Raw genomic sequence first — 20,696 nt, 5'->3', positions numbered from 1 at the left:
ACCTCTATTTACACGCAAGGAGATGGACAAAGATGGGATTTAAATAAAATGTTTGAAATCATGCTTGAAGTAGCTAGAACTTCTCTTAAAGTCTTAGGTAGTTCACTTTTTAATCAAATTGTTGGTAAAAACAATGTCAAGAAAAGCGACTAATCAAATATTGCAAAAAGCCAAGCAACTTAAAAGCGATGAATTTCACGGCGAAAACATTCAAGGCTATTTTTATTTTATAGATGAGAGTTTGAATAAAAATCAAAATTATTATAAAGAGGAATTGCAAAAATTATCTGTTGGTTATGGCGTGCCTTTGAACTTGTGTTATGGTAAGGAGTTGTTTGAAAAACTTAATATCTTGCAAGTTTGGGATGAGGTTTTAAACCATTTAGCGGCGTGAAATTTTACCTGATTTGCCCAGTTTGAACTTTGATGAAAATCCTTTAGAGAGCTTTAAAGAAATCAAAGATTTAGCGCTAAGCGTTTATAGAAAGCTTTTGGACAATGATGGAATTTTCAATCTTGTGTTAATTTTATTCCCAGAACAAAAAGTTTTAAAAATGTTAGTAGAGCATTTTAGACAACAAAATAAAACAATCTATCAGCAATTAGCGTCAAAGTTAGCAGCAAGGTTATTGCCTTTGCGATAGAGGCTCTAAAGTAAGCCCTATTTCTAATGTTTTTGTAACGAGCATGCTTTGCGATTTGCATGTGAATGGATCGGGGAGTTATGCGTTTTTGTTGTATCGTTTAGGCTCAAAATGAGTGAATGAATGGGCATGTTATCTAAATTTTAGATAGAATAAACGCAAAAAATTGAATAAAACCTTAAAGGTGATTCTTTCTAATCTCAAAAATGGGTGGTGCTATTAACAATGACAAAACGACTTTTTAAAGGGTTGTTAGCGATTTCTCTTGCTGTGAGTTTGCATGGTGGTGAAGTCAAGGAAAAAAAGCCGGTCAAGCCGGTTAAAGAAGATCCGCAAGAATTAGCGGCTAAAAGGGTGGAAGCGTTCAGTCGTTTCTCTAATGTGGTTTCAGAAATTGAAAAAAAATATGTGGATAAAATCAGTATTTCTGAGATCATGACTAAAGCGATTGAGGGCTTGCTCTCTAATTTGGACGCACATTCAGCGTATTTGAATGAAAAGAAGTTTAAGGAATTTCAAGCCCAAACCGAGGGCGAATTTGGGGGGCTTGGGATCACGGTGGGCATGCGCGATGGCGTTTTGACCGTTATTGCTCCCTTAGAAGGCACTCCCGCTTACAAGGCTGGGGTTAAATCAGGCGATAACATTCTAAAAATCAATAACGAAAGCACGCTGAGCATGAGCATTGATGATGCGATCAACCTCATGCGCGGCAAGCCAAAGACCCCTATTCAGATCACCATTGTGAGAAAAAACGAGCCAAAACCCTTGGTGTTTAACATCATTAGAGACATCATTAAACTCCCCTCTGTCTATGTGAAAAAGATTAAAGAAACCCCTTATCTGTATGTGAGAGTGAGTGGTTTTGACAAGAATGTTACCAAATCGGTTTTAGACGGCTTAAAAGCTAACCCTAAGGCTAAAGGGATCGTGTTGGATTTAAGGGGCAATCCTGGAGGGTTATTAAACCAAGCAGTAGGCTTGTCTAACCTCTTCATTAAAGAGGGGGTTTTAGTCTCTCAAAAAGGCAAAAACAAAGAAGAAAATTTAGAATACAAGGCTAACGGCAGAGCCCCTTATACCAATTTGCCTATTGCGGTGTTAGTCAATGGCGGTTCAGCGAGCGCGAGCGAGATCGTCGCAGGGGCACTGCAAGATCACAAACGGGCCGTGATTATCGGTGAAAAAACCTTTGGTAAGGGAAGCGTGCAAATGCTGCTCCCTGTCAATAAAGACGAAGCCATTAAAATCACGACCGCGCGCTACTATTTGCCGAGCGGGCGCACCATTCAAGCTAAGGGGATCACGCCTGATATTGTGATTTATCCGGGTAAAGTGCCAGAAAATGAAAATAAATTCAGCTTGAAAGAAGCGGATCTAAAACACCATTTAGAGCAAGAGCTTAAAAAGATTGATGACAAAACCCCTAATTCCAAAGAGGCGGATAAAGACAAGAAAAACGAAGAGGAAAAAGAGGTTACTCCTAAAATGATCAACGCTGATATTCAGCTAAAAACCGCTATTGACAGCTTGAAAACATGGTCTATCGTGGATGAGAAAATGGATGAAAAAGCGCCTAAGAAGAAATAAAAACTCATGGGGTTTTTATTTGAAGAATGATAAAACCATGTTTTAATTTTTAGGCGTTTTCAATGAAAACCATCACAATCGTTAGCTTGATTTTAAGCTTTTTGGCAGGCTTTTTGGTTGCCGAGAACGCTAATGAACCAGAAGAAATCAAGGCTAAAGTGGTTTATGTGAAAATCCCCCAATTAGAAGATTTAGAAAACAACCCGGTTTATATCGGTCAAATTATAGGCGTAACTTATGATTTATTGCTGTTTGACGCTGAGTTTTTGGAAGCCAAAATCAAGGACGGGTTGGATAAAACCCAAATTGAGCTTTTAAACAAGATGCCTAAATGGAAAAAGGTGGAAAAAGAGCTTTTCAGAGCGACTTATTATTACAAGATTAAGGGCGTAAAAGCGATTATTCCGTCCTTAGAAGTGAGCGCGTTTTCCAATAAAGACAAATACATCGATCATTCCATAGCCCCAAAAGTTACTTTGCAAGTAACGGATTTATCCAAAAACCCTCGTTATGCGAATGTCATGGCCAAAGATTTACAAGTTGTGCAATACAAAACCAAAGATTATGACGATAAAAACAATATTTTGGTGATGGAAATAGCGTTCAAAGAAGCCACTTGGGAAGATTTTCACATCAAAGAAGCGCTAAAACAAGGGTTTGATAACGCCTCTTTAAATCAGATCAAGGCTAAAGAAGGGAGCGTTTTTTATTATTGCGTGTTGCCTAAAACCCTTCAAAACCTTTCTTTTGATTATTTCTCGCTTTCAAATAAGCAATTTAAAACCTTATCTTTTTCAACCATTCCCACTCAAGACACTACCGGTATTCAAAGCGATCTCATCCCTAAAAACAATTTTTTAGTCTTTTCTAACGTGGCACTGCTCGCTCTGTGCGTGTTTTTCTTGGTGTTGTTTTTCATTTTTGGGCGCAAACTCATTTTTTTAGGGCTTGGGATTTTGTGCTTAGGGTTTGTTTTGTATCACCTTTTATTCACGCAAAAATCAGCCCTATTGCTCGCTCATAAAAAAATCCGCATTCTGCCCACGCAAAATTCCACCATTTTAGGGCTTTCTAAAGATGAAATGCCGATTAAAATCTTAGGCTCGCATGATGATTATTACAAAATCCTAACGCCGCATGAACAAATAGGATGGGTCAAAAAAGATGAAGTCAAATAAAAAATCCAATCGTTTAAGAGCGATTTATAGGGCTTTAGTGATCGCTATAGGACTAGCCGTTATCATTGTTTTCAATTATTTTAACCGCAAAAACAATAACGCCCGCTCCAGCCGTAAAACTTGCGCGTGTTTTTTCACGCTCACCGGGGTTCATTTAGAAAAAATAGGCGCTTTTGATACGGACGCTAAACTCGTTGTTTTAAACCATCAAAGCTTACTAGACATCATTTATTTAGAAGCCTACCACCCCAGTAATATTTGCTGGATCGCTAAAAAAGAGCTGGGCGAAATCCCTTTTTATGGGCATGCCTTAACGGATACCGGAATGATTTTAATTGACAGAGAGGATAAAAAGGGGATTGTGAGCCTTTTGAAAGCGTGTAAGGAAAAGCTAGACCAAAACCGCCCTTTAGTGATTTTCCCTGAAGGCACTAGGGGCAAAGGAGGAGAAAAATTCCTCCCTTTCAAGCAAGGGGCTAAGATTATCGCTGAAAAATTCCAACTCAAAATCCAACCCATGGTGTTAATCAATTCCATTAAAATCTTTAATTCCAAACCCCTAGAAGCCTATAAAGCCCGCACCCGTTTAGTCATGCTAGAAAGCTATACGCCTGATTTTAACTCGCCCACCTGGTATGAAGAATTAGAAGAGCGCATGCAAAAAGAGTATTTAAAACACTACCATGAATTAAACGCATGAAGCTTTTTGACTACGCTCCTTTAAGCTTGGCTTGGCGGGAGTTTTTGCAAAGCGAATTTAAAAAGCCTTATTTTTTAGAAATAGAAAAACGCTACCTAGAGGCTCTAAAAGGCCCTAAAACCATTTTCCCCAAAAGCTCTAATCTGTTTTATGCGCTCAATCTAACGCCCCCTAGCGCGGTTAAAATCATTCTTTTAGGGCAAGACCCCTACCATTCCACCTACCTAAAAAATGATCAAGAATTGCCGGTGGCGATGGGCTTAAGCTTTAGCGTGGAAAAAAACGCCCCCATCCCTCCAAGCTTAAAAAATATTTTTAAAGAATTGCATGCGAATTTAGGCGTGCCTGTGCCTTGTTATGGGGATTTGAGCGCATGGGCTAAAAGGGGCATGCTATTATTGAACGCCATTTTAAGCGTGGAAAAAAATAAGGCCGCTTCGCACCAATATATTGGCTGGGAAGCTTTTAGCGATCAAATACTGATGCGCCTTTTTAAAACGACCGCTCCTTTAATCGTGGTGTTATTAGGGAAAGTCGCCCAAAAAAAGATCGCGCTAATTCCCCCTAATAAGCATATCATCATCACAGCCCCTCACCCTAGCCCCTTATCTAGGGGGTTTTTAGGGAGTGGGGTTTTTACAAGCGTTCAAAAAGCTTATAGAGAGGTTTATCATAAGGATTTTGATTTCAGTTTGTGAATAAAAAACTCTGCTTTAATCAAATATTAAAACTCAAACCTTAGTTTTATTTTTTTAAGGGATAGGGGGATATTTTGAAATAACTCTCACCCTACAACCCTCAACTAAAACCTCCTAACCTCCCAAGACCGCCTTAATAAATTATCGTTTGATTAAAAGCTGAAAGTATAAGCGCCTTTGTTGGTTTTTATCTTAGCTTCTTTAAGGTTGCTACAAGCTCTGGTTTTAAAGACTTCGCCAAATTTTAAGGGGATTTCTATGGTATTGCCTTGTTCTTTCATTCTTTTGATTTTTTGTTCCACTTGAGCGAGTTTTTGAGTGAGTTCTTTTTGCTCTTTTAGACTTTCTTGTTGTTTTTGTTGGATTTTTTGTTGGTGTTCTTTTTGGTATTTTTGCTGTTCTTGCTGGTATATTTTGCGGAGTTTAGAAAGTTCTGTTCGTGCCTCTTTAAGAATTGCATTTGATTGATTTAAAGTGAAATCTTTATATTCTTGAAGATAGGCTGTCAGTATTTTTTTCTGTATTTTTTGATATAAAGGATCCGAATCTTGCTTGAATTTATCTATTTCTTCTTTTGACCATTCTTTTGTTTCCCAAAATTCCCGACTAGTAAGCTTGTTGTAATCCTCATCTCCCACAACGCTTTTGACATAATCATCAAGGTAGTATTTGTCTGTGCAACTTTCTGAAACGGAGGAAAGAGAGATGTATATATTTGTGTTGCTACAAATATACCCTTTTTCCGTTCCTACAGGTTTTATCCTGCTTGTTATATCGTTTATAAATTCACGCCCCCCTTTATCGTCGCTAAAATCCCCTGCAAAAAAATATTTTAGATGTTCTTCAAAAAGTCTCAAGGAATAAATTTTTTTATCTTCAGGCCCTTTAGGCCCGTTACCATCATAATCATTAGTAGAATCCGTACCAGAGTCCAAATCAAGATCTGGAAAACGAGGGCTAGCGGTGTCATTGTTTATTCTATCTACCAATTCATCAAAAGTATTGATAGCACTGAGTTGTTTTTGGAAATTTTCGTTGGTTTTAATAGTGTCTTTCGTTTGTTCCATATACATTCTTATCTCTGAACCGTCGTATGTTTGCGTCTCTTCTCTTTTCATCTTTTCTTTCATGTTTTCAATTTGTAGCATAATATTCTTTCTTTTACTTTCATAGCTTTTTAAACTCGTGTTGCTATGCATCTCGCTTTTGCAATTCCCTCTATTAAGCTCAATATTTTGGATGACAATATCATCTACATTAGACGAGATTTTAAGATAGGTTTGTTCTTCAATATTATAAGTGTATTTATCAAAATGACTATCTATTTGTTTATGCACATCAATAGGTGCACCTCCAAATAAAGGCGCTAACGCTAGGCTTAACACCCCCAATGCTTTAAAGCTTATTTTCATGCTTGCTCCTTTGTGTCGTTTGGTTCGTAAGCTATAAATGGCTTGTAATTGGGCGAGCATTCTAATAGAGTGGTCTCTTCATAACCATCATTAAATGGAGTTATAAGGTTTTTTAAAGCCTTTTTTAAATTTTGCATGTTATGGTAGGTTTCCAGTTTTTCTAGTTCGCTTTCATATAGCAAAACCTTTTCACTACTTTTTGATTCAAAAGAAGCGACAAGCTTGGGAAGTAATGTTTTTATCATCTCCAATTCATAATAAATCCAATTAGACTCAATTTTGTTATTTTGGGTCATACTATTGTCCTTGATTACAATATAGACACGGCATTGTTGGATAATTTCTACTAAACAAATTGCCATAAGAGAAGACAAGTGTCTTTCTAGCTCTTGCTCGCTTATCTTATCTTTAAAAACCTCTAAAATACTTTCTTTAACATCTTTAAGAGTGACACTCCAAAACAGGTTATCTGCAAACACCTTAAAATCATTGTCCTTTTCTAGCTCTTCTTTAAGATCTAAAACAATTTGATTATCTTTGTGGGAATGAGAGATGAAAATCCAAGGCTTATCTTTACTTAAAGAAGTGTTAAAACACTCTTCTTTTAAGATTTTAGCATTGATAGTATTATCATCATTAAGAGATTTTTTTAGAATTTCACGCATTCTTTGTTTGTTGTCGCTATGTTTGTTATCGCTCTTTTCCATTTACTTTTCTCCAAAAACATTATCAAATACAAATTTTTAAGTTTCCTCTCAAATGCCTTCAGTTTAGTAGACTTAGACTTAGCTTAAGCAGAACTCTAAAACATTTTAGGGGCTTATTCATATTTGATTAACAGAGCCAAATGCCTTTATTTAAAAGCATTTGTGATAAAATAGCAATTTTTAAATAAAGGGAAAACATGCCAATTAAAATCGCTATCAATGGGACTGGGCGCATTGGTTTGTGCGCTATAAGAGTCGCTAGTCAAAGAAAAGATATAGAAATTGTAGCTATCAATTCTACCGCTGAATTAGAAACTCTTTTGCATTTAATCCGTCATGACAGCGTGCATGGGCATTTTGAAGCCCAATTAAACGCCAATAGAACCCTAAATATCGGGCATAGTAAAAATATTTTAGTGTTGAGCGAGCGAGACATTAACAAGCTTGATTTTTCTGCCGCTAACGCAGAAATCATCATAGAATGCACCGGGAAATTCAATTCCTTAGAAGCTTCAAGCGCTCATCTTAAAAACAGCGTGAAAAAAGTCATCATTTCCGCTCCCGCGCAAAATACACCCACCTTTGTCTATGGGGTGAATCACACCCATTACCATAACGAAAGCGTGATTTCTAACGCCTCTTGTACGACTAATGCTAGCGCTCCTTTATTAAAAATCTTAGATGAAGCCTTTAAAGTAGAAAACGCGCTTTTAACCACCATTCACAGCTACACTAACGATCAAAACCTTTTAGACACCAAGCACAAGGACATCCGCCGTGCTAGAGCGGCTGGTTTAAATCTCATCCCCACAAGCACCGGCGTGAGCAAAGCCATTTCGCTAGTCTTACCGCATTTAGGCCCTAAAGTTACAGGCCTTGCGATTAGAGTGCCTACCCCTAATGTGAGCTTAGTGGATCTGTCTTTAAATTTTAAAAAATCCGTGAGTAAAGCAAGCCTTCAGCATGCGCTTAAAGACGCTTGTAAGCATGCCTTTAAAGGGGTTGTAAGCATTGATGAAGAAAGGCTCGTTTCAAGCGATTTTATTTCTTCGCCTTTTAGCGCGATCGTGATTGATGATCAAATCATGACAATAGGCGAAAAAAATGCTAAAGTATTGGCATGGTATGATAATGAGATGGGTTATAGCGAGCGCTTGATAGACATGGCGCAATATATAGCACAAAATTAAAAGAAAGGATTTTTCATGTTAGCTAAAATGTCGTTTATGCAAAACGTTAAAAACATTCAAGAAGTGGAAGTGAGCCATAAAAGGGTGCTTATTAGAGTGGATTTTAACGTGCCTTTAGATGAAAATTTGAATATTACTGATGATACGCGCATTAGAGAGAGCTTGCCCACCATCCAATATTGTATTGACAACAAGGCTAAAGATATTATTTTAGTGAGCCACTTGGGCCGCCCTAAAGGGGTTGAAGAAAAATTGAGCTTGAAACCCTTTTTAAAACGCCTTGAAAGACTCTTAAATCATGAAGTGGTTTTTTCTCAAAATATCGCACAACTCAAGCAAGCCCTAAGCGAAAACGCACCCACAAGGATTTTTCTTTTAGAAAATATCCGCTTTTTAAAAGGCGAAGAAGAAAATGATGAAAATTTGGCTAAAGATTTAGCGAGCTTGTGCGATGTGTTTGTGAATGACGCTTTTGGCACGAGCCACAGAAAGCATGCCAGCACTTATGGCACGGCGCAATTCGCCCCTGTTAAAGTGAGCGGGTTTTTACTCAAAAAAGAAATTGATTCGTTTTATCAAGCGTTTAACCACCCTTTACGCCCTTTATTGTTGATTGTAGGGGGGGCTAAGGTCAGCTCCAAACTCACCTTGTTAAAAAACATTTTAGATCTCATTGACAAGCTCATCATTGCCGGGGCGATGAGTAACACCTTCTTAAAAGCCTTAGGCTATGATGTGCAAGATTCTTCTGTAGAAGACGCTCTAATCAATGACGCCCTAGAATTGTTAAAAAGCGCCAAAGAAAAAAAAGTCAAAGTCTATTTGCCTATAGACGCTGTAACCACTGATGACATTCTCAACCCCAAACACATCAAAATTTCACCCGTCCAAGACATTGAGCCTAAACACAAGATCGCTGATATAGGGCCCGCGAGCGTGAAATTATTTTCTGAAGTCATAGAGAGCGCGCCCACGATCCTATGGAATGGCCCCTTAGGCGTGCATGAAAAACAAGAATTCGCCAGAGGCACAACCTTTTTAGCCCACAAAATCGCTGACACTTACGCTTTCTCGCTCATTGGGGGGGGCGATACCATTGATGCGATCAACCGCGCGGGCGAAAAGGATAACATGAGTTTTATTTCCACCGGTGGGGGAGCGAGCTTGGAATTGTTAGAGGGCAAAATTTTACCTTGTTTTGAGGTTTTGGATAAACGCCATTAACTCTAAGGATCGCTTATGGTGAACGTGTTTTTCAAACAGCAAAAATTTGTCATTAAAAAACGCTTTAATGATTTTAATGGTTTTGATATAGAGGAAAATGAAGTTTTATGGTTTGAATTAATCAACCCCACGCCCAATGAATTAGCCACTCTAAGCCAAGAATACGCTATCCACTACAACACAGACCATTCCCAACGAGTCTCATCAGTTACCAAATACTGGGAAGACAGCTCCAGCGTTACGATCAACGCTTTTTTCACCAATCAGGATGAAAATGAGACTTTCCACACGGAAATGGCGACCTTTATTTTGTCTAATAACATTCTTTTCACGATTTATTACGGGACTTTAGAGATTTTTGATTCTATCCAAAAAAAGGTTTTGGCTAGCCCTAAAAAATTTGAAGACGGGTTTGATATTCTAACCAAAATCTTTGAAGTGTATTTTGAAAAAGGCGTGGAATGTTTGGAGTGGATCAACAAACAAACGAGCCTGTTGCGCAAAAACATCATTTTCAAAGAAACTTCTACGCATGATGATATTTTAGTGCGCTTGTCCAATTTGCAAGAATTTAATGTGGCTTTAAGGGATTCTTTTTTTGACAAACGGCGCATTATCACCGCATTACTAAGGAGCAATAAAGTGGATAGCGATACGAAAAATAATTTAAATATCATTTTAACCGATTTTAGCTCTTTGGTGGAGTCTACAACGGTCAATCTCAACTCGCTTGATAACATTCAAAACCTGTTCGCTTCTCAAGTCAATGTTGAGCAAAATAAAATCATCAAACTCTTCACTGTAGCGACTATGGCGATGATGCCCCCTACTTTGATTGGCACGATTTATGGCATGAATTTTAAATTCATGCCGGAGTTAGAATGGCAATACGGGTATCTTTTCGCGTTGATTGTCATGGCGATTTCTACGATTTTGCCTGTGCTCTATTTTAAAAAGAAAGGCTGGTTGTAGCCTTTTATGGAATTTTTATCCTCACTCTTAGACGCTCTTTCTACACCGCATGGCATAGTCTCCTTGGCTACGCTCACGCTTTTAGAGATCGTTTTAGGGATTGATAACATCATTTTTATCACGGTGATGGTCTATAAACTCCCCAAACACCAGCAAAATAAAGCCATGATTTTAGGCTTGGGCCTAGCGATGATCGCTCGTATAGGGCTTTTAGGGAGCTTGTTTTTTATCAGCCATTTGCAAAAGCCTTTATTCACTATAGCGGGCATGAGCTTTTCATGGCGTGATGTGGTGCTGCTTGTAGGGGGGGCGTTTTTGGCTTTTAAAGCGTTAGTGGAATTAAAAGAGCAGATCTACCCTAAAGAAAAACACCAAGAAAAAGCGTTTGGCTTTTTCATCACTTTAATAGAAATCATGTTTTTAGACATTGTCTTTTCTTTAGACTCCGTGATCACGGCTATTGGGATCGCTAAACACCTAGAAGTCATGGCGCTTGCTATTATTTTATCTGTAATCGTGATGATGTTTTTTTCCAAAATCGTTGGCGATTTTATTGAAAGGCATTATCGCATCAAAACTTTAGCCTTTGTGTTTTTGCTCGTTGTGGGCGTGTTTTTGTTTTTAGAAGGCTTGCATTTGCATGTTGATAAAAATTATTTGTATGCGGGTATTGGTTTTGCCTTGCTCATAGAATGCTTGAACATTTTCATAGAAAAGAAAATGAAAAAAAATTAAAAAGCGTTTTTTAAAAGGCTTTCATGCTTTTATGAACAACTAAATTTTAATCAAAACTCATAAGCGCATAGGGGCATTTCGCAATGAAACCCCCTTAAAAAGAGGATTTGTGCCACCTAGTAAGCAAACACATAATTGAGATACACGCTATAGAGCCTTCGGTATTTGAGTTCAGCCCCCATGAAAGAGTAATAATCCGTGTTAATGGTGGGGATTTTCACGCCCAATTCCATGCCATGCTGAGCGGCATGATCGCTGTCTTTTTTCTTAGGCCTAGCGAGATTCATCCTCAAGCCTAAATTGAATAGAAATTGGAAATTAGCCACATTCATCTTAGCGCTATAGATACTACCCACCATGTTCAAATTCACGAATTCAGAATTAAGCCACGAAGTCCCAGCTAGTGCAAAACCACCAAAAAGCCCCACAGAAAGCTTGTTATTTTTGCCTAAAAAGTTGGTGTTTTTATCGTTGATGAAGTTATAAAGCGCATCCATTCCCACCCCATAAGTCCACACATCAGAAGCGGAGTTGAAGAAGCTGGATTTAATAAACGCATGGTTGTAGTCAAAAAAGCCGTAATACCTTAACCCGCACCTTCTTTTTTGGCCAAAGAATTGTTTGTAACCCACCTGAATACCGATCCCATTCATCGCGCCGTTATTGGTTTGAGAACTGATCATGCCAAAGCGCCTGAAAGGGTTTTTGCCTAGTTCTTGCGTGATGGCTTGGAGTTGGTTGTATTTGTTGGTATCCAAAGAATAAGTGAGCAAACCTTCTGGGGAATTAGGGTTTTGAGCGGCATGCGTCATGTTTTGAAGAGACTTGGCGTTAGGCAAGTTGGAGATACCGCTATTGATCGCTGTTGAGTCTTTATTCAGGGTGTTAAGGGCTTCTTTAAAATTCAAAATGGTTTGAGCTAAAGCTTTCTCTTGATTGACCTGATTGCCATAATAAGCGGTGTGTTGCTCCAAAGAGTTTAAAGTTTCCTTCACAAACGCGCAACCTGAACCATAAGTGTTGTCGTTAATCACACCAGCCGATCCTGCGGTGCATTCTTCTAGATCTTGTTGGATAGGCCCTTGAATGCTGTGGAAATTGTCCGCTACTTGTTGGGCTAAACCTAAAATCTCTGCTTGAGCGTTAGCTCTATTGAGCATTTCTTTTGCGAACCCTTTGTCTTTGGAAGTGTAGGGGTTGAAATTGTCTGGTTGCGTGATTTGGGTGTTTTCATTAGCGTTAAGCTGTTTGGTTTTTTCTAGGGCTGTTTGAGCGTTTTTAATCATCTCGCTAATAGCGTTAAAACTATCGCCAAAAATATCCATCACAGTCCCGGTCTTGCCGCTAAAACCCCATGCCCCACCGCCACCATTCACATGCGGGTTTTGGGTGGTAAGGACATTGATGATAGTAGCGGCTTGTTGCAAAAGGTTTTCAGCGTCATTGACGCTACTAATCTTTAGCTGGATTGGGATTGATGATCCGCCTGAATAATAATTGCCATTCCCATCGGGGTAAGTGTATTCTGTGGTGGGGTTTCTTGTGAAAGTTTGATTGATATTGACTACCATATTTTTGGAGCTATTCAAGGCAGGCATCCCGCCTCCTTGATTTTGGTTTAAAGCGGTTTGGATAGTTTGATAAGCGGTATTGAGAACCTGGTATTCGCTGCTAGATAGGATACCATTTGGTCCTACATTACTGGCTCCATTACAAGTGGTGGTGGTCGTTCCGCTACCGGTGTTGTAGCTGTAGTTTGGCGTGTTGTCAAACGATCGAACGCCCCCATTTTCTAAATGTTCTGGGCCAAGATTGGGGCCAGGGCCGCAACTGATCCCAAAAGCTATGACTTGCCACATGCCCACAGCGGCATTGAGCGCTAAAGCCACAGCTTGATAGGCTGGGGAAGTGGTGGTAGCGCTAGTGAGGTTAATGGCGCTTGAGTTTAAATTATCAATCGCACCCGTGATTGCGCTCGGCGTGCTGGCTAGATTGACTAAGGAATTTAAGTAATTGTATTGGTTTAAAAGGTTGCTTAAGTTATCGTATCTGTCTGCAAGATTTTGCAAGGCTCCAGTGTTTTTCACTTGTTGAACCGCTTCACCGATCTGATAGCCCACACTCATGTAAAATCCGTCGTCTTCAGCCCTTGATAATGAGAGCATGAGAGAAAGAGAGTAAGAGGGATTTTTTGATTTTCATGTTTTCTCCTTTTAATAGATTTTTCTTTGATACAAAGAGATTTCATATTATAAGCAATAAATGGAATTTTATGGCTAATTCTAGCTCTAAATTTTAGAGATTTTGTTTTTTTTTTTGTAAATTGCGAAAAATAGGGGTTTTGGCCTAACTTTTAAGGCTTAAAAACCGCCCTTAAAAGAAAGACTAATCAGTCTTCTTTCAAGCTATAAGCGATAGGGATTTTTAGATGCACGGTTTCGTCTGGTTTAGGGAATAAATACGCCGCGCTTTTAATAGCTTCTAAAGCCGCATGGTTTAAAATATCCGTCGTGTTGCTTTTGACAACCTTAATGTCTGTAACGCTCCCGTCAGGATTGATGACAAAACTCACCAACACTTCGCCCTCAATGCCTCTAATCTGCGCCATTTTGGGGTAGCGGTTTTTAGAAGAAATGGCGGTTTGGATCTTCATTAAAAATTCGTTACTCACCCCTGGGTTATAAGCTTGCGCTTCAGAAGTGGCCCCATCAGAAGTCTTGTTAGACTCTTCTTGTTTGTCTTTTTCTTTGACGATGTCTTTAGTCGTTACTTGTTTAGGAGCGCTTTTTTCTTTAGCTTCTTCCTTAGCTTCTTCTTTTTTGGGTTCTTCTTTAGGCTCTTCTTTCTTAGGTTCTTCAACTTTAGGCTCGGGTTTTGGTTCAGGTTTGGGTTTGGGTTCAGGCTTTGGTTTGGGTTTTGGCTTGGGTTTAGGCTTTGGTTTGGGTTTTGGCTTCGCTACTTCTTTTTTTGGCTCTTCTTTCTTGGGTTCTTCTTTAGGCTCTTCTTTGGGTTTAGCGGATTCGGCATTCGTCTTCACTTTAGAATTGGTGTTAATGCTGGCTAAACTCATGGTAACCTTAGTGGTGCCAGCTTGCGCTAAAGGCTCTGGGGCGTCTTCGCGCAGTAAAAAATAGCCAAACCCTATAGCGTATAGGGCAAAAGAGATTAAAAAGCTAACACTCGTTGAAACTTTACTGAGCTTCTGTGGAGATGGAGAAATTTTCATGATTATGCTCTTTTAAAATATCCATAATGCTGATAAAAGTTTCAAAACGAGAGCTTTTGTCGCTTTTTAAGTCTATAAGGGTTTTAGGGTCTGTTTGTTTGACTACAGCGCTCAAAGCTTCTAAATTCGTCGGTTTGTCATCTACGAAAATATTGTCATGCTCATCTACGGAGATGACCACCACTTTTTGATCGTTTGGCTGGGATTTTTCCGCATTTTTAGCGTTAGGGAGACTGACTTTAATCTTACCTTGTGCGATAAAAGTAGAAACGCTTAACACAATCGCTAGCAAAACGAGCATAATATCAATGAAAGGGACAACATTCAGCCCATCGCCTCTTCTGATGCTTTTCATTTTTTCATGATCCTAAATTTTTCACTCAAAACATCGGATTTTCTCAACAAGCTATTATAAGCGATCAAAGTGGGAATCGCTACAGCAAGCCCTAGAGCGGTCGCTTTTAAAGCCAAAGACAAACCTACCATGATCGTTTTAGCGTCCATCCCGCCGCTCACGCCCATGTCATAGAAAATCACCATAATCCCTAAAACCGTCCCTAATAAGCCCACATAAGGCGCGTTAGAAAAAATCACATAGAGAATGGTTAGATTCTTGGTTAAATCCAAATTCAGGGCATCTATATCATCATAAGCTTTCAAATCGACTTTAGAATAAAAAATAACCCTTTCAATCACAAACCACAAGGCTAAAAAACTGGCCACGCCAAGCACCGCAAAAACAAATATGTCCACATAATCTTTCAACATTCCCACTGAAAAACCGCCCATAAAAACTCCTTGTCTATGATAAAACAATTCCCTTAAGATTAAAGCAACATGCAACACAGCCATTCTAAGAGCATGCACCCTTTAAGAAGCATTCGTTCGCATAAATGCTTTAAAAATGATAAAAGAATATTAGTTTGTTGATTATATTGTTTTAATAATAACAAGTCAATAATGATTAAGCCAATAATCACAATCAAATCCAAACGCTCTTATGGCCAACCATTTAAATCCAGTTTGTATTATATTTGTATTATAATTGTTAATTTTAAATCAATTCAATCATACTAGCATGAGCGGCTTTTAACAAACTCATGCAAAAAAAAGGATTTTTCTCAATGGATACACCCAATAAAGACGATTCAATCATCCGCTTTTCGGTTTCTTTACAACAAAATTTATTGGACGAATTAGACAACCGCATCATTAAAAACGGCTATTCTTCTCGCTCAGAATTAGTGCGCGACATGATCAGAGAAAAATTAGTAGAAGACAATTGGGCAGAAGACAACCCTAATGATGAGAGTAAAATCGCCGTGCTTGTGGTGATTTATGATCACCACCAAAGGGAATTAAACCAGCGCATGATAGACATTCAGCATGCCAGCGGGACGCATGTTTTATGCACCACGCACATTCACATGGACGAGCATAATTGTTTGGAGACGATTATTTTACAAGGCAATTCGTTTGAAATCCAACGCTTGCAATTAGAAATCGGAGGGCTTAGGGGGGTTAAATTCGCTAAATTGACTAAGGCGTCTAGCTTTGAATACAATGAATAGCGTCTTAAATTACAAAGAATTAGCGCTCTATGGAGGGAGTTTTGACCCTTTGCACAAGGCTCATTTAGCCATTATTGATCAAACTTTAGAATTATTGCCATCCGCTAAGCTCATTGTCTTGCCCGCTTATCAAAACCCTTTCAAAAAGCCATGTTTTTTGGACGCAAAAACCCGTTTTAAGGAATTAGAAAGAGCTTTAAAGGGAATAGATAGGGTGCTGTTGAGCGATTTTGAAATCAAACAAGAAAGGGCTGTGCCTACGATAGAAAGCGTGATTTTTTTTCAAAAACTCTATCGCCCTAAAACGCTTTATTTAGTCATAGGAGCGGATTGTTTAAGGCATCTTTCTTCTTGGACTAATGCTAAAGAGCTTTTAAAAAGGGTGGAATTAGTGGTTTTTGAAAGGATTGGCTATGAAGAGATCCAATTTAAGGGGCGTTATTTCCCTTTAAAGGGCATTGACGCGCCGATTTCTTCTAGCGCGATTAGGGCCAGTTTAGGGGTTTAAGCGTGTTTTTTAATGTGGCTATAGGCTTCTTGAATGATAGCGAAGCGTTTGGCGTAAAGAGCCTTTTTTTCTTTAAGATCGCATAAATCAGGGTGGTAGGTTTTAGCTAATTCTAAATAGCGCTTTTTGACTTCGCTGAAATTTTCATGTTTGATAAACCCTAGCGTTTTATAGCATTCTTTTAATTTGCGTTCAGCCATAGTGGTGTAGCTGTCCTTGCCAAAGCCATTAGGATAGATGAAATCTAAGCATGCGTTATGGACGATTCTATTTTCATTGAGCGTTATAATGAGTTCCCAAAAACGCTCTGAATCGCCTCTTATATGCAATTCATCTTGGGTTTCTAAAAACACACAGCCGCTGAATTTTTGGCGTAAAAAGCGCTTAGCGATAGGGTGCTTGGTGATAAAAAGCGCGTATTCTGCCCCAAAGGTTAAAACTTTCACCTCTATCTTTTCTAAAAGCGTGTTTTGATTGATGATTTTGATGCGTATGGGCAAGTGGCTTTTTTGTAAAATCTCTTCTAAAGAATGCATGCTAATATCTTTCTCATGCACGCATTCAAGGGCATGATAGACCCAATTGAGCAAGTAGTTTTTTTTAAAACATTCCGTGTCGTTTAAGATGAGTAACGATGAAGAGAGCATGTGGCACTGGCTGAAATGCTTTTTAGCGTAGTTTAAAACTTTTTTCAACAAAGGGTGGCTGTTAGGGAGCGCGATTTGCGTGAATCTGGCTAACAATTCAATTTTGGCCATTGCCCTTATTTTCTCCATGCGTTTTGATGCGATTTTTAAAAATCTTTAGGTATTTTAGCATGCCAATGGTTAAAAAAAGGTGGTTATGAATGGTTTTTGCGCTAGACTACGAGCCATAACTCATAATGAAAGATACAAAAATGAAAATAGCGGTATTACTCAGTGGGGGGGTGGATAGCTCTTATAGCGCTTATAGCTTAAAAGAGCAAGGGCATGAATTAGTGGGGATTTATTTGAAACTCCATGCGAGTGAAAAAAAGCATGATTTATACATCAAAAACGCTCAAAAAGCGTGCGAGTTTTTAGGCATTCCTTTAGAGGTGTTGGATTTTCAAAAGGATTTTAAAAGCGCGGTTTATGATGAATTTATCAGCGCTTATGAAGAAGGGCAAACCCCTAACCCATGCGCGTTGTGCAACCCTTTAATGAAATTTGGGCTAGCTTTAGATCACGCTTTAAAATTAGGGTGTGAAAAGATCGCTACCGGGCATTATGCGAGGGTCAAAGAAATTGACAAGGTAAGTTATATTCAAGAGGCTTTGGATAAAACTAAAGATCAGAGCTATTTTTTATACGCTTTAGAGCATGAAGTTATCGCTAAATTGGTGTTCCCTTTAGGGGATTTGTTAAAAAAGGATATTAAGCCTTTAGCCTTGAATGCGATGCCTTTTTTAGGCACTTTAGAGACTTATAAGGAATCTCAAGAAATCTGCTTTGTGGAAAAAAGCTACATTGACACTTTAAAAAAGCATGTTGAAGTGGAAAAAGAGGGCGTGGTGAAAAACCTACAAGGCGAAATTATTGGCACGCATAAGGGCTATATGCAATACACGATTGGCAAACGCAAAGGCTTTAGTATTAAAGGCGCGTTAGAGCCGCATTTTGTGGTGGGGATTGACGCTAAAAAGAACGAGTTGATTGTGGGCAAAAAAGAAGATTTAGCCACGCGTTTCCTCAAGGCTCAAAACAAATCTTTAATGAAAGATTTTAAGGATGGCGAATATTTTATCAAGGCTCGTTACAGGAGCGTGCCTGCTAAAGCGCATGTGAGCTTAAAAGATGGAATGATTGAAGTGGAGTTTAAAGAGCCTTTTTACGGCGTGGCTAAAGGGCAAGCCTTGGTCGTTTATAAAGATGATATTTTGCTTGGCGGGGGCGTGATCGTTTAAGGCTTTTTGCGTTTATAGCCTAGTTGATCGCTTTTTTAAACTCATTCTCGCTTAAAATTTTTAAAGCTAGGGAATCCATGCGGATCTAAGCGGATATTTTTAATAAGAGTTTTTCCATTGCTCAAATCACCGCTCAAATTGGAGGGCTTTTTAGTCTGTTGTTTGGCTAAAAGGGCTAAAACTCGGGCGTTTAACGCCATGGTTTCATTCAAAAACGCCATTTGCTTATTTAATTCGCTTAAAAATTCTATATTCAAGGTTTTTAAAGTATGCTCGTAATTGGCTAAGATTAAAGCATGCTTTTCTTTGTTGTTTTTAGCGTCTTTTAATTCCTTGTCCCGCTCTATAAGGGCGTTTTGGTAGCGTTGGTGCAATTCTTTAGTGCATGATTTGAGGTTTTCTTTATCGCATAAAAAATGCGTTTTTAAAGTTTCTAGGCGTTTTTCTAGGGGTAAAAAGGTTTTTAGGGCGTCTTCTTTGGCTTGGATTTGGTTTTGAAGCTTGTTTTTAAATTTTTTCAAACGCATGGCTTTATAGGCTTGAAAATCATGGTTTATGAGAGCGTTGTATTCTAGGGTTTTGTTATGGGATTGTTGGTTATGGGCTTGGTTTTCTAAAACTTGATCGCACAAGGCGTTTAAAGCGCTCATCAGATCCAATTGCGAGAGCAAATGGGCGAGTTTAGGCTCTTTGAGTAAGAAAAGGGCGTTGTTTTGCTCTTGGACTTCTAAAGCGTTTGAAGCCTCTTCTAAATTCTTAACGCCGCTCAAATAAGGGCAATGTTCTTGCAAGAAAAGCGTTTGGGATTCTTTGATTAAGCGTTCTTGTTCCATGCTCTCTTTTAAGCGTTTTTCTAAAGCTTGTAATTTTTCTAATTCCAAAGCGCTTTGCTTCAATAGTGCATCCGTGTCCATAAGGCGGATCTGGCTGGCGTTAAAAAAACGCCTCTGGCTATTTAGGGTGCTGTTAGCTTTTTTGATTTCTTTGAGTTGATCTTGGTTATTGGAAAGCACGCTTTGATAGATTCTTAAACTTTCATTGAGTTTGTAAAGCATGTCAGAAAGCTGTTCGTTAGAGCGCGAGAGTTTGGCGTTTGTTTGAGAATCAAAAGTCATCATTATCTGCGCGTTTGAAAAGGTTAGAAAAAATAAGAAAAAGCAAAAAAATCTCATGGGGTTATCTTTATTACTATAGTTTCATCGTGTTATTTTATCTAAGTTTTGGCATGCGCTAAAACACGCAAAATTATCGCTTTTAAGATAAAATAAGCGTTTTGATGCCATTTTTGGAGCGATCGTGGAATTGAGTTATTATGAAATTTTAGAAGTGGAAAAACACAGCAACCAAGAGACCATTAAAAAGTCTTACAGGAAGCTAGCCTTAAAATACCACCCAGACCGAAACGCTGGCGATAAAGAAGCCGAAGAAAAGTTCAAGCTCATCAATGAAGCCTATGGGGTGCTAAGCGATGAAAAGAAGCGGGCCTTATACGACAGATATGGTAAAAAAGGCTTAAACCAAGCCGGCTCAAGCCAGAGCGATTTTTCTGATTTTTTTGAAGATTTAGGCTCGTTTTTTGAGGACGCTTTTGGGTTTGGCGCTAGGGGGAGTAAAAGGCAAAAAAGCTCTATCGCGCCGGATTATTTGCAAACCATTGAATTGAGTTTCAAAGAAGCGGTTTTTGGCTGTAAAAAAACCATTAAAGCCCAATACCAGAGCGTCTGTGAGAGTTGCGATGGCACGGGCGCTAAAGATAAAGCCCTAGAGACTTGCAAGCAGTGTAATGGGCAGGGGCAGGTGTTTATGCGTCAAGGTTTTATGAGTTTTGCGCAAACTTGTGGGGCGTGTCAAGGCAAGGGCAAGATCATTAAAACCCCATGCCAAGCGTGCAAGGGTAAAACCTACATTCTTAAAGATGAAGAAATTGATGCGATAATCCCTGAGGGCATTGACGATCAAAACCGCATGGTGCTTAAAAATAAGGGCAATGAATACGAGAAGGGGAAAAGAGGGGATTTGTATTTAGAAGCGCGAGTCAAAGAAGATGAGCATTTCAAGCGCGAAGGCTGTGATTTGTTCATTGAAGCGCCGGTGTTTTTCACCACTATCGCTTTGGGGCATACGATTAAAGTGCCGTCTTTAAGAGGAGGCGAATTGGAATTAAAAATCCCTAGAAACGCCAAAGACAGGCAAACTTTTGCGTTTAGAAACGAGGGCGTGAAGCACCCTGAAAGCTCTTATAGAGGGAGTTTGATCGTGGTGTTGCAAGTGATTTACCCTAAAAGCTTGAATAAAGAGCAGCAAGGGTTATTGGAAAAATTGCATGCGAGTTTTGGCTATGAGGGCGAACCGCATAAAAGCGTTTTAGAAACCTGTATTTCTAAAATTAAAGACTGGTTTAAATAGAGGGTTGT

At 38.9% G+C, this 20,696-nt stretch carries 20 protein-coding genes and 3 pseudogenes; 15 read left to right on the top strand and 8 right to left on the bottom strand.

Features of this window, described 5'->3' with window-relative positions; genetic code table 11:
- The 7 genes and pseudogenes from QT74_RS03265 to ung form a co-directional block, all read left to right on the top strand.
- Positions 1-153 (top strand): EcoRI family type II restriction endonuclease (locus QT74_RS03265; RefSeq protein WP_033764598.1); only part of this gene is annotated, 153 nt, incomplete at its 5' end.
- 43 nt (positions 154-196) lie between these two features.
- Positions 197-644: pseudogene (locus tag QT74_RS03260) on the top strand (HpyAIV family type II restriction enzyme); the annotation flags it as partial.
- Positions 634-759: pseudogene (locus tag QT74_RS08670) on the top strand (DNA methyltransferase); the annotation flags it as partial. The pseudogenes QT74_RS03260 and QT74_RS08670, both read left to right, overlap by 11 nt.
- A 110-nt stretch (positions 760-869) precedes the next feature.
- On the top strand, positions 870-2,234 hold the full coding sequence (locus QT74_RS03255) for a S41 family peptidase (protein WP_001865295.1): 1,365 nt from the start codon (positions 870-872) through the stop codon (positions 2,232-2,234).
- Between the two features lie 62 nt (positions 2,235-2,296).
- On the top strand, positions 2,297-3,412 hold the full coding sequence (locus QT74_RS03250) for an SH3 domain-containing protein (RefSeq protein ID WP_033764595.1): 1,116 nt from the start codon (positions 2,297-2,299) through the stop codon (positions 3,410-3,412).
- Positions 3,399-4,112 (top strand): 1-acyl-sn-glycerol-3-phosphate acyltransferase, encoded by a 714-nt coding sequence (locus QT74_RS03245; protein WP_033764593.1) that lies wholly within the window; start codon positions 3,399-3,401, stop codon positions 4,110-4,112. The genes QT74_RS03250 and QT74_RS03245 overlap by 14 nt, the downstream gene beginning before the upstream one ends.
- A complete protein-coding gene (ung, locus tag QT74_RS03240; RefSeq protein WP_033764591.1) occupies positions 4,109-4,810 on the top strand; it encodes a uracil-DNA glycosylase in 702 nt (233 codons plus the stop codon). Before QT74_RS03245 ends, ung begins: the two co-directional genes overlap by 4 nt.
- Positions 4,811-4,962: 152 nt before the next feature.
- On the opposite strand, the gene QT74_RS03235 is transcribed toward ung, so the two are convergent.
- Together QT74_RS03235 and QT74_RS03225 are read right to left on the bottom strand one after the other, a co-directional pair.
- Positions 4,963-6,222 carry a hypothetical protein gene (locus tag QT74_RS03235; protein ID WP_080247158.1) on the bottom strand — a complete coding sequence of 420 codons (1,260 nt, stop codon included), beginning with the start codon at positions 6,220-6,222 and terminating at the stop codon, positions 4,963-4,965.
- Positions 6,219-6,887: a toll/interleukin-1 receptor domain-containing protein gene (locus QT74_RS03225; RefSeq protein WP_229261566.1), complete on the bottom strand. Its 669-nt coding sequence runs from the start codon at positions 6,885-6,887 to the stop codon at positions 6,219-6,221. Before QT74_RS03225 ends, QT74_RS03235 begins: the two co-directional genes overlap by 4 nt.
- Before the next feature lie 239 nt (positions 6,888-7,126).
- On the opposite strand from QT74_RS03225, the gene gap reads away from it, so the two are divergent.
- From gap to QT74_RS03205, 4 genes are read left to right on the top strand one after another with little or no spacing between them, the layout of a single operon-like run.
- Entirely contained in the window at positions 7,127-8,119 is a 993-nt protein-coding gene (gene gap / locus QT74_RS03220) for a type I glyceraldehyde-3-phosphate dehydrogenase (protein ID WP_033764589.1), read from the top strand.
- 15 nt (positions 8,120-8,134) lie between these two features.
- Positions 8,135-9,343, top strand: coding sequence for a phosphoglycerate kinase (locus QT74_RS03215; RefSeq protein WP_033764585.1), 1,209 nt, complete (start codon positions 8,135-8,137; stop codon positions 9,341-9,343).
- Between the two features lie 15 nt (positions 9,344-9,358).
- On the top strand, positions 9,359-10,315 hold the full coding sequence (gene corA, locus QT74_RS03210; RefSeq protein WP_000248511.1) for a magnesium/cobalt transporter CorA: 957 nt from the start codon (positions 9,359-9,361) through the stop codon (positions 10,313-10,315).
- A gap of 6 nt (positions 10,316-10,321) precedes the next feature.
- Positions 10,322-11,050 carry a TerC family protein gene (locus QT74_RS03205; RefSeq protein WP_033764582.1) on the top strand — a complete coding sequence of 243 codons (729 nt, stop codon included), beginning with the start codon at positions 10,322-10,324 and terminating at the stop codon, positions 11,048-11,050.
- A gap of 116 nt (positions 11,051-11,166) precedes the next feature.
- Here the strand turns inward: QT74_RS03205 and sabA are convergent.
- From sabA to exbB, 4 genes and pseudogenes are all read right to left on the bottom strand, one after another.
- Positions 11,167-13,252: pseudogene (gene sabA / locus QT74_RS03200) on the bottom strand (Hop family adhesin SabA/HopD).
- A 187-nt stretch (positions 13,253-13,439) separates the two neighbouring features.
- The gene (locus QT74_RS03195; RefSeq protein ID WP_033764580.1) at positions 13,440-14,276 is read right to left on the bottom strand and encodes an energy transducer TonB family protein; all 837 of its coding nucleotides are present in this window, start codon (positions 14,274-14,276) and stop codon (positions 13,440-13,442) included.
- Positions 14,242-14,631 carry a TonB system transport protein ExbD gene (gene exbD, locus QT74_RS03190; RefSeq protein WP_000836375.1) on the bottom strand — a complete coding sequence of 130 codons (390 nt, stop codon included), beginning with the start codon at positions 14,629-14,631 and terminating at the stop codon, positions 14,242-14,244. The genes QT74_RS03195 and exbD overlap by 35 nt, the downstream gene beginning before the upstream one ends.
- Entirely contained in the window at positions 14,628-15,065 is a 438-nt protein-coding gene (exbB, locus tag QT74_RS03185) for a TonB-system energizer ExbB (RefSeq protein ID WP_000508569.1), read from the bottom strand. The genes exbD and exbB overlap by 4 nt, the downstream gene beginning before the upstream one ends.
- Positions 15,066-15,400: 335 nt before the next feature.
- On the opposite strand from exbB, the gene nikR reads away from it, so the two are divergent.
- On the top strand, positions 15,401-15,847 hold the full coding sequence (gene nikR, locus QT74_RS03180) for a nickel-responsive transcriptional regulator NikR (protein WP_000380787.1): 447 nt from the start codon (positions 15,401-15,403) through the stop codon (positions 15,845-15,847).
- Complete coding sequence (nadD, locus tag QT74_RS03175) at positions 15,840-16,355, top strand: nicotinate (nicotinamide) nucleotide adenylyltransferase (RefSeq protein ID WP_033764577.1); 516 nt, start codon at positions 15,840-15,842, stop codon at positions 16,353-16,355. The genes nikR and nadD overlap by 8 nt, the downstream gene beginning before the upstream one ends.
- Here nadD and QT74_RS03170 read toward each other — a convergent pair.
- Entirely contained in the window at positions 16,352-17,113 is a 762-nt protein-coding gene (locus QT74_RS03170) for a J domain-containing protein (RefSeq protein ID WP_033764575.1), read from the bottom strand. The two genes, nadD and QT74_RS03170, sit on opposite strands and share 4 nt — an antisense overlap.
- A gap of 140 nt (positions 17,114-17,253) precedes the next feature.
- Here QT74_RS03170 and mnmA point away from each other — a divergent pair, with 140 nt between their 5' ends.
- Complete coding sequence (mnmA, locus tag QT74_RS03165; protein ID WP_033764572.1) at positions 17,254-18,282, top strand: tRNA 2-thiouridine(34) synthase MnmA; 1,029 nt, start codon at positions 17,254-17,256, stop codon at positions 18,280-18,282.
- Between the two features lie 41 nt (positions 18,283-18,323).
- Here the strand turns inward: mnmA and QT74_RS03160 are convergent, their stop codons facing one another.
- The gene (locus QT74_RS03160) at positions 18,324-19,454 is read right to left on the bottom strand and encodes a hypothetical protein (RefSeq protein WP_033764570.1); all 1,131 of its coding nucleotides are present in this window, start codon (positions 19,452-19,454) and stop codon (positions 18,324-18,326) included.
- A gap of 124 nt (positions 19,455-19,578) precedes the next feature.
- On the opposite strand from QT74_RS03160, the gene dnaJ reads away from it, so the two are divergent.
- On the top strand, positions 19,579-20,688 hold the full coding sequence (gene dnaJ, locus QT74_RS03155; protein WP_033764568.1) for a molecular chaperone DnaJ: 1,110 nt from the start codon (positions 19,579-19,581) through the stop codon (positions 20,686-20,688).
- The last annotated feature ends 8 nt before the right edge of the window (positions 20,689-20,696 follow it).

Source organism: Helicobacter pylori SA213A (assembly GCF_000476275.1).
GTDB lineage: Bacteria > Campylobacterota > Campylobacteria > Campylobacterales > Helicobacteraceae > Helicobacter > Helicobacter pylori_CL.
Note: the sequence above shows the minus strand (reverse complement) of the source record. Positions and strands in the feature narration are given on the sequence as shown.

Bases quoted from the DNA above. Each gene is read 5' to 3' on its own strand.
- QT74_RS03255 (WP_001865295.1), top strand. From the start codon at position 870: ATGACAAAACGACTTTTTAAAGGGTTGTTAGCGATTTCTCTTGCTGTG.
- QT74_RS03250 (WP_033764595.1), top strand. From the start codon at position 2,297: ATGAAAACCATCACAATCGTTAGCTTGATTTTAAGCTTTTTGGCAGGC.
- QT74_RS03245 (WP_033764593.1), top strand. From the start codon at position 3,399: ATGAAGTCAAATAAAAAATCCAATCGTTTAAGAGCGATTTATAGGGCT.
- ung (WP_033764591.1), top strand. From the start codon at position 4,109: ATGAAGCTTTTTGACTACGCTCCTTTAAGCTTGGCTTGGCGGGAGTTT.
- QT74_RS03235 (WP_080247158.1), bottom strand. From the start codon at position 6,222: ATGAAAATAAGCTTTAAAGCATTGGGGGTGTTAAGCCTAGCGTTAGCG.
- QT74_RS03225 (WP_229261566.1), bottom strand. From the start codon at position 6,887: ATGCGTGAAATTCTAAAAAAATCTCTTAATGATGATAATACTATCAAT.
- gap (WP_033764589.1), top strand. From the start codon at position 7,127: ATGCCAATTAAAATCGCTATCAATGGGACTGGGCGCATTGGTTTGTGC.
- QT74_RS03215 (WP_033764585.1), top strand. From the start codon at position 8,135: ATGTTAGCTAAAATGTCGTTTATGCAAAACGTTAAAAACATTCAAGAA.
- corA (WP_000248511.1), top strand. From the start codon at position 9,359: ATGGTGAACGTGTTTTTCAAACAGCAAAAATTTGTCATTAAAAAACGC.
- QT74_RS03205 (WP_033764582.1), top strand. From the start codon at position 10,322: ATGGAATTTTTATCCTCACTCTTAGACGCTCTTTCTACACCGCATGGC.
- QT74_RS03195 (WP_033764580.1), bottom strand. From the start codon at position 14,276: ATGAAAATTTCTCCATCTCCACAGAAGCTCAGTAAAGTTTCAACGAGT.
- exbD (WP_000836375.1), bottom strand. From the start codon at position 14,631: ATGAAAAGCATCAGAAGAGGCGATGGGCTGAATGTTGTCCCTTTCATT.
- exbB (WP_000508569.1), bottom strand. From the start codon at position 15,065: ATGGGCGGTTTTTCAGTGGGAATGTTGAAAGATTATGTGGACATATTT.
- nikR (WP_000380787.1), top strand. From the start codon at position 15,401: ATGGATACACCCAATAAAGACGATTCAATCATCCGCTTTTCGGTTTCT.
- nadD (WP_033764577.1), top strand. From the start codon at position 15,840: ATGAATAGCGTCTTAAATTACAAAGAATTAGCGCTCTATGGAGGGAGT.
- QT74_RS03170 (WP_033764575.1), bottom strand. From the start codon at position 17,113: ATGGCCAAAATTGAATTGTTAGCCAGATTCACGCAAATCGCGCTCCCT.
- mnmA (WP_033764572.1), top strand. From the start codon at position 17,254: ATGAAAATAGCGGTATTACTCAGTGGGGGGGTGGATAGCTCTTATAGC.
- QT74_RS03160 (WP_033764570.1), bottom strand. From the start codon at position 19,454: ATGAGATTTTTTTGCTTTTTCTTATTTTTTCTAACCTTTTCAAACGCG.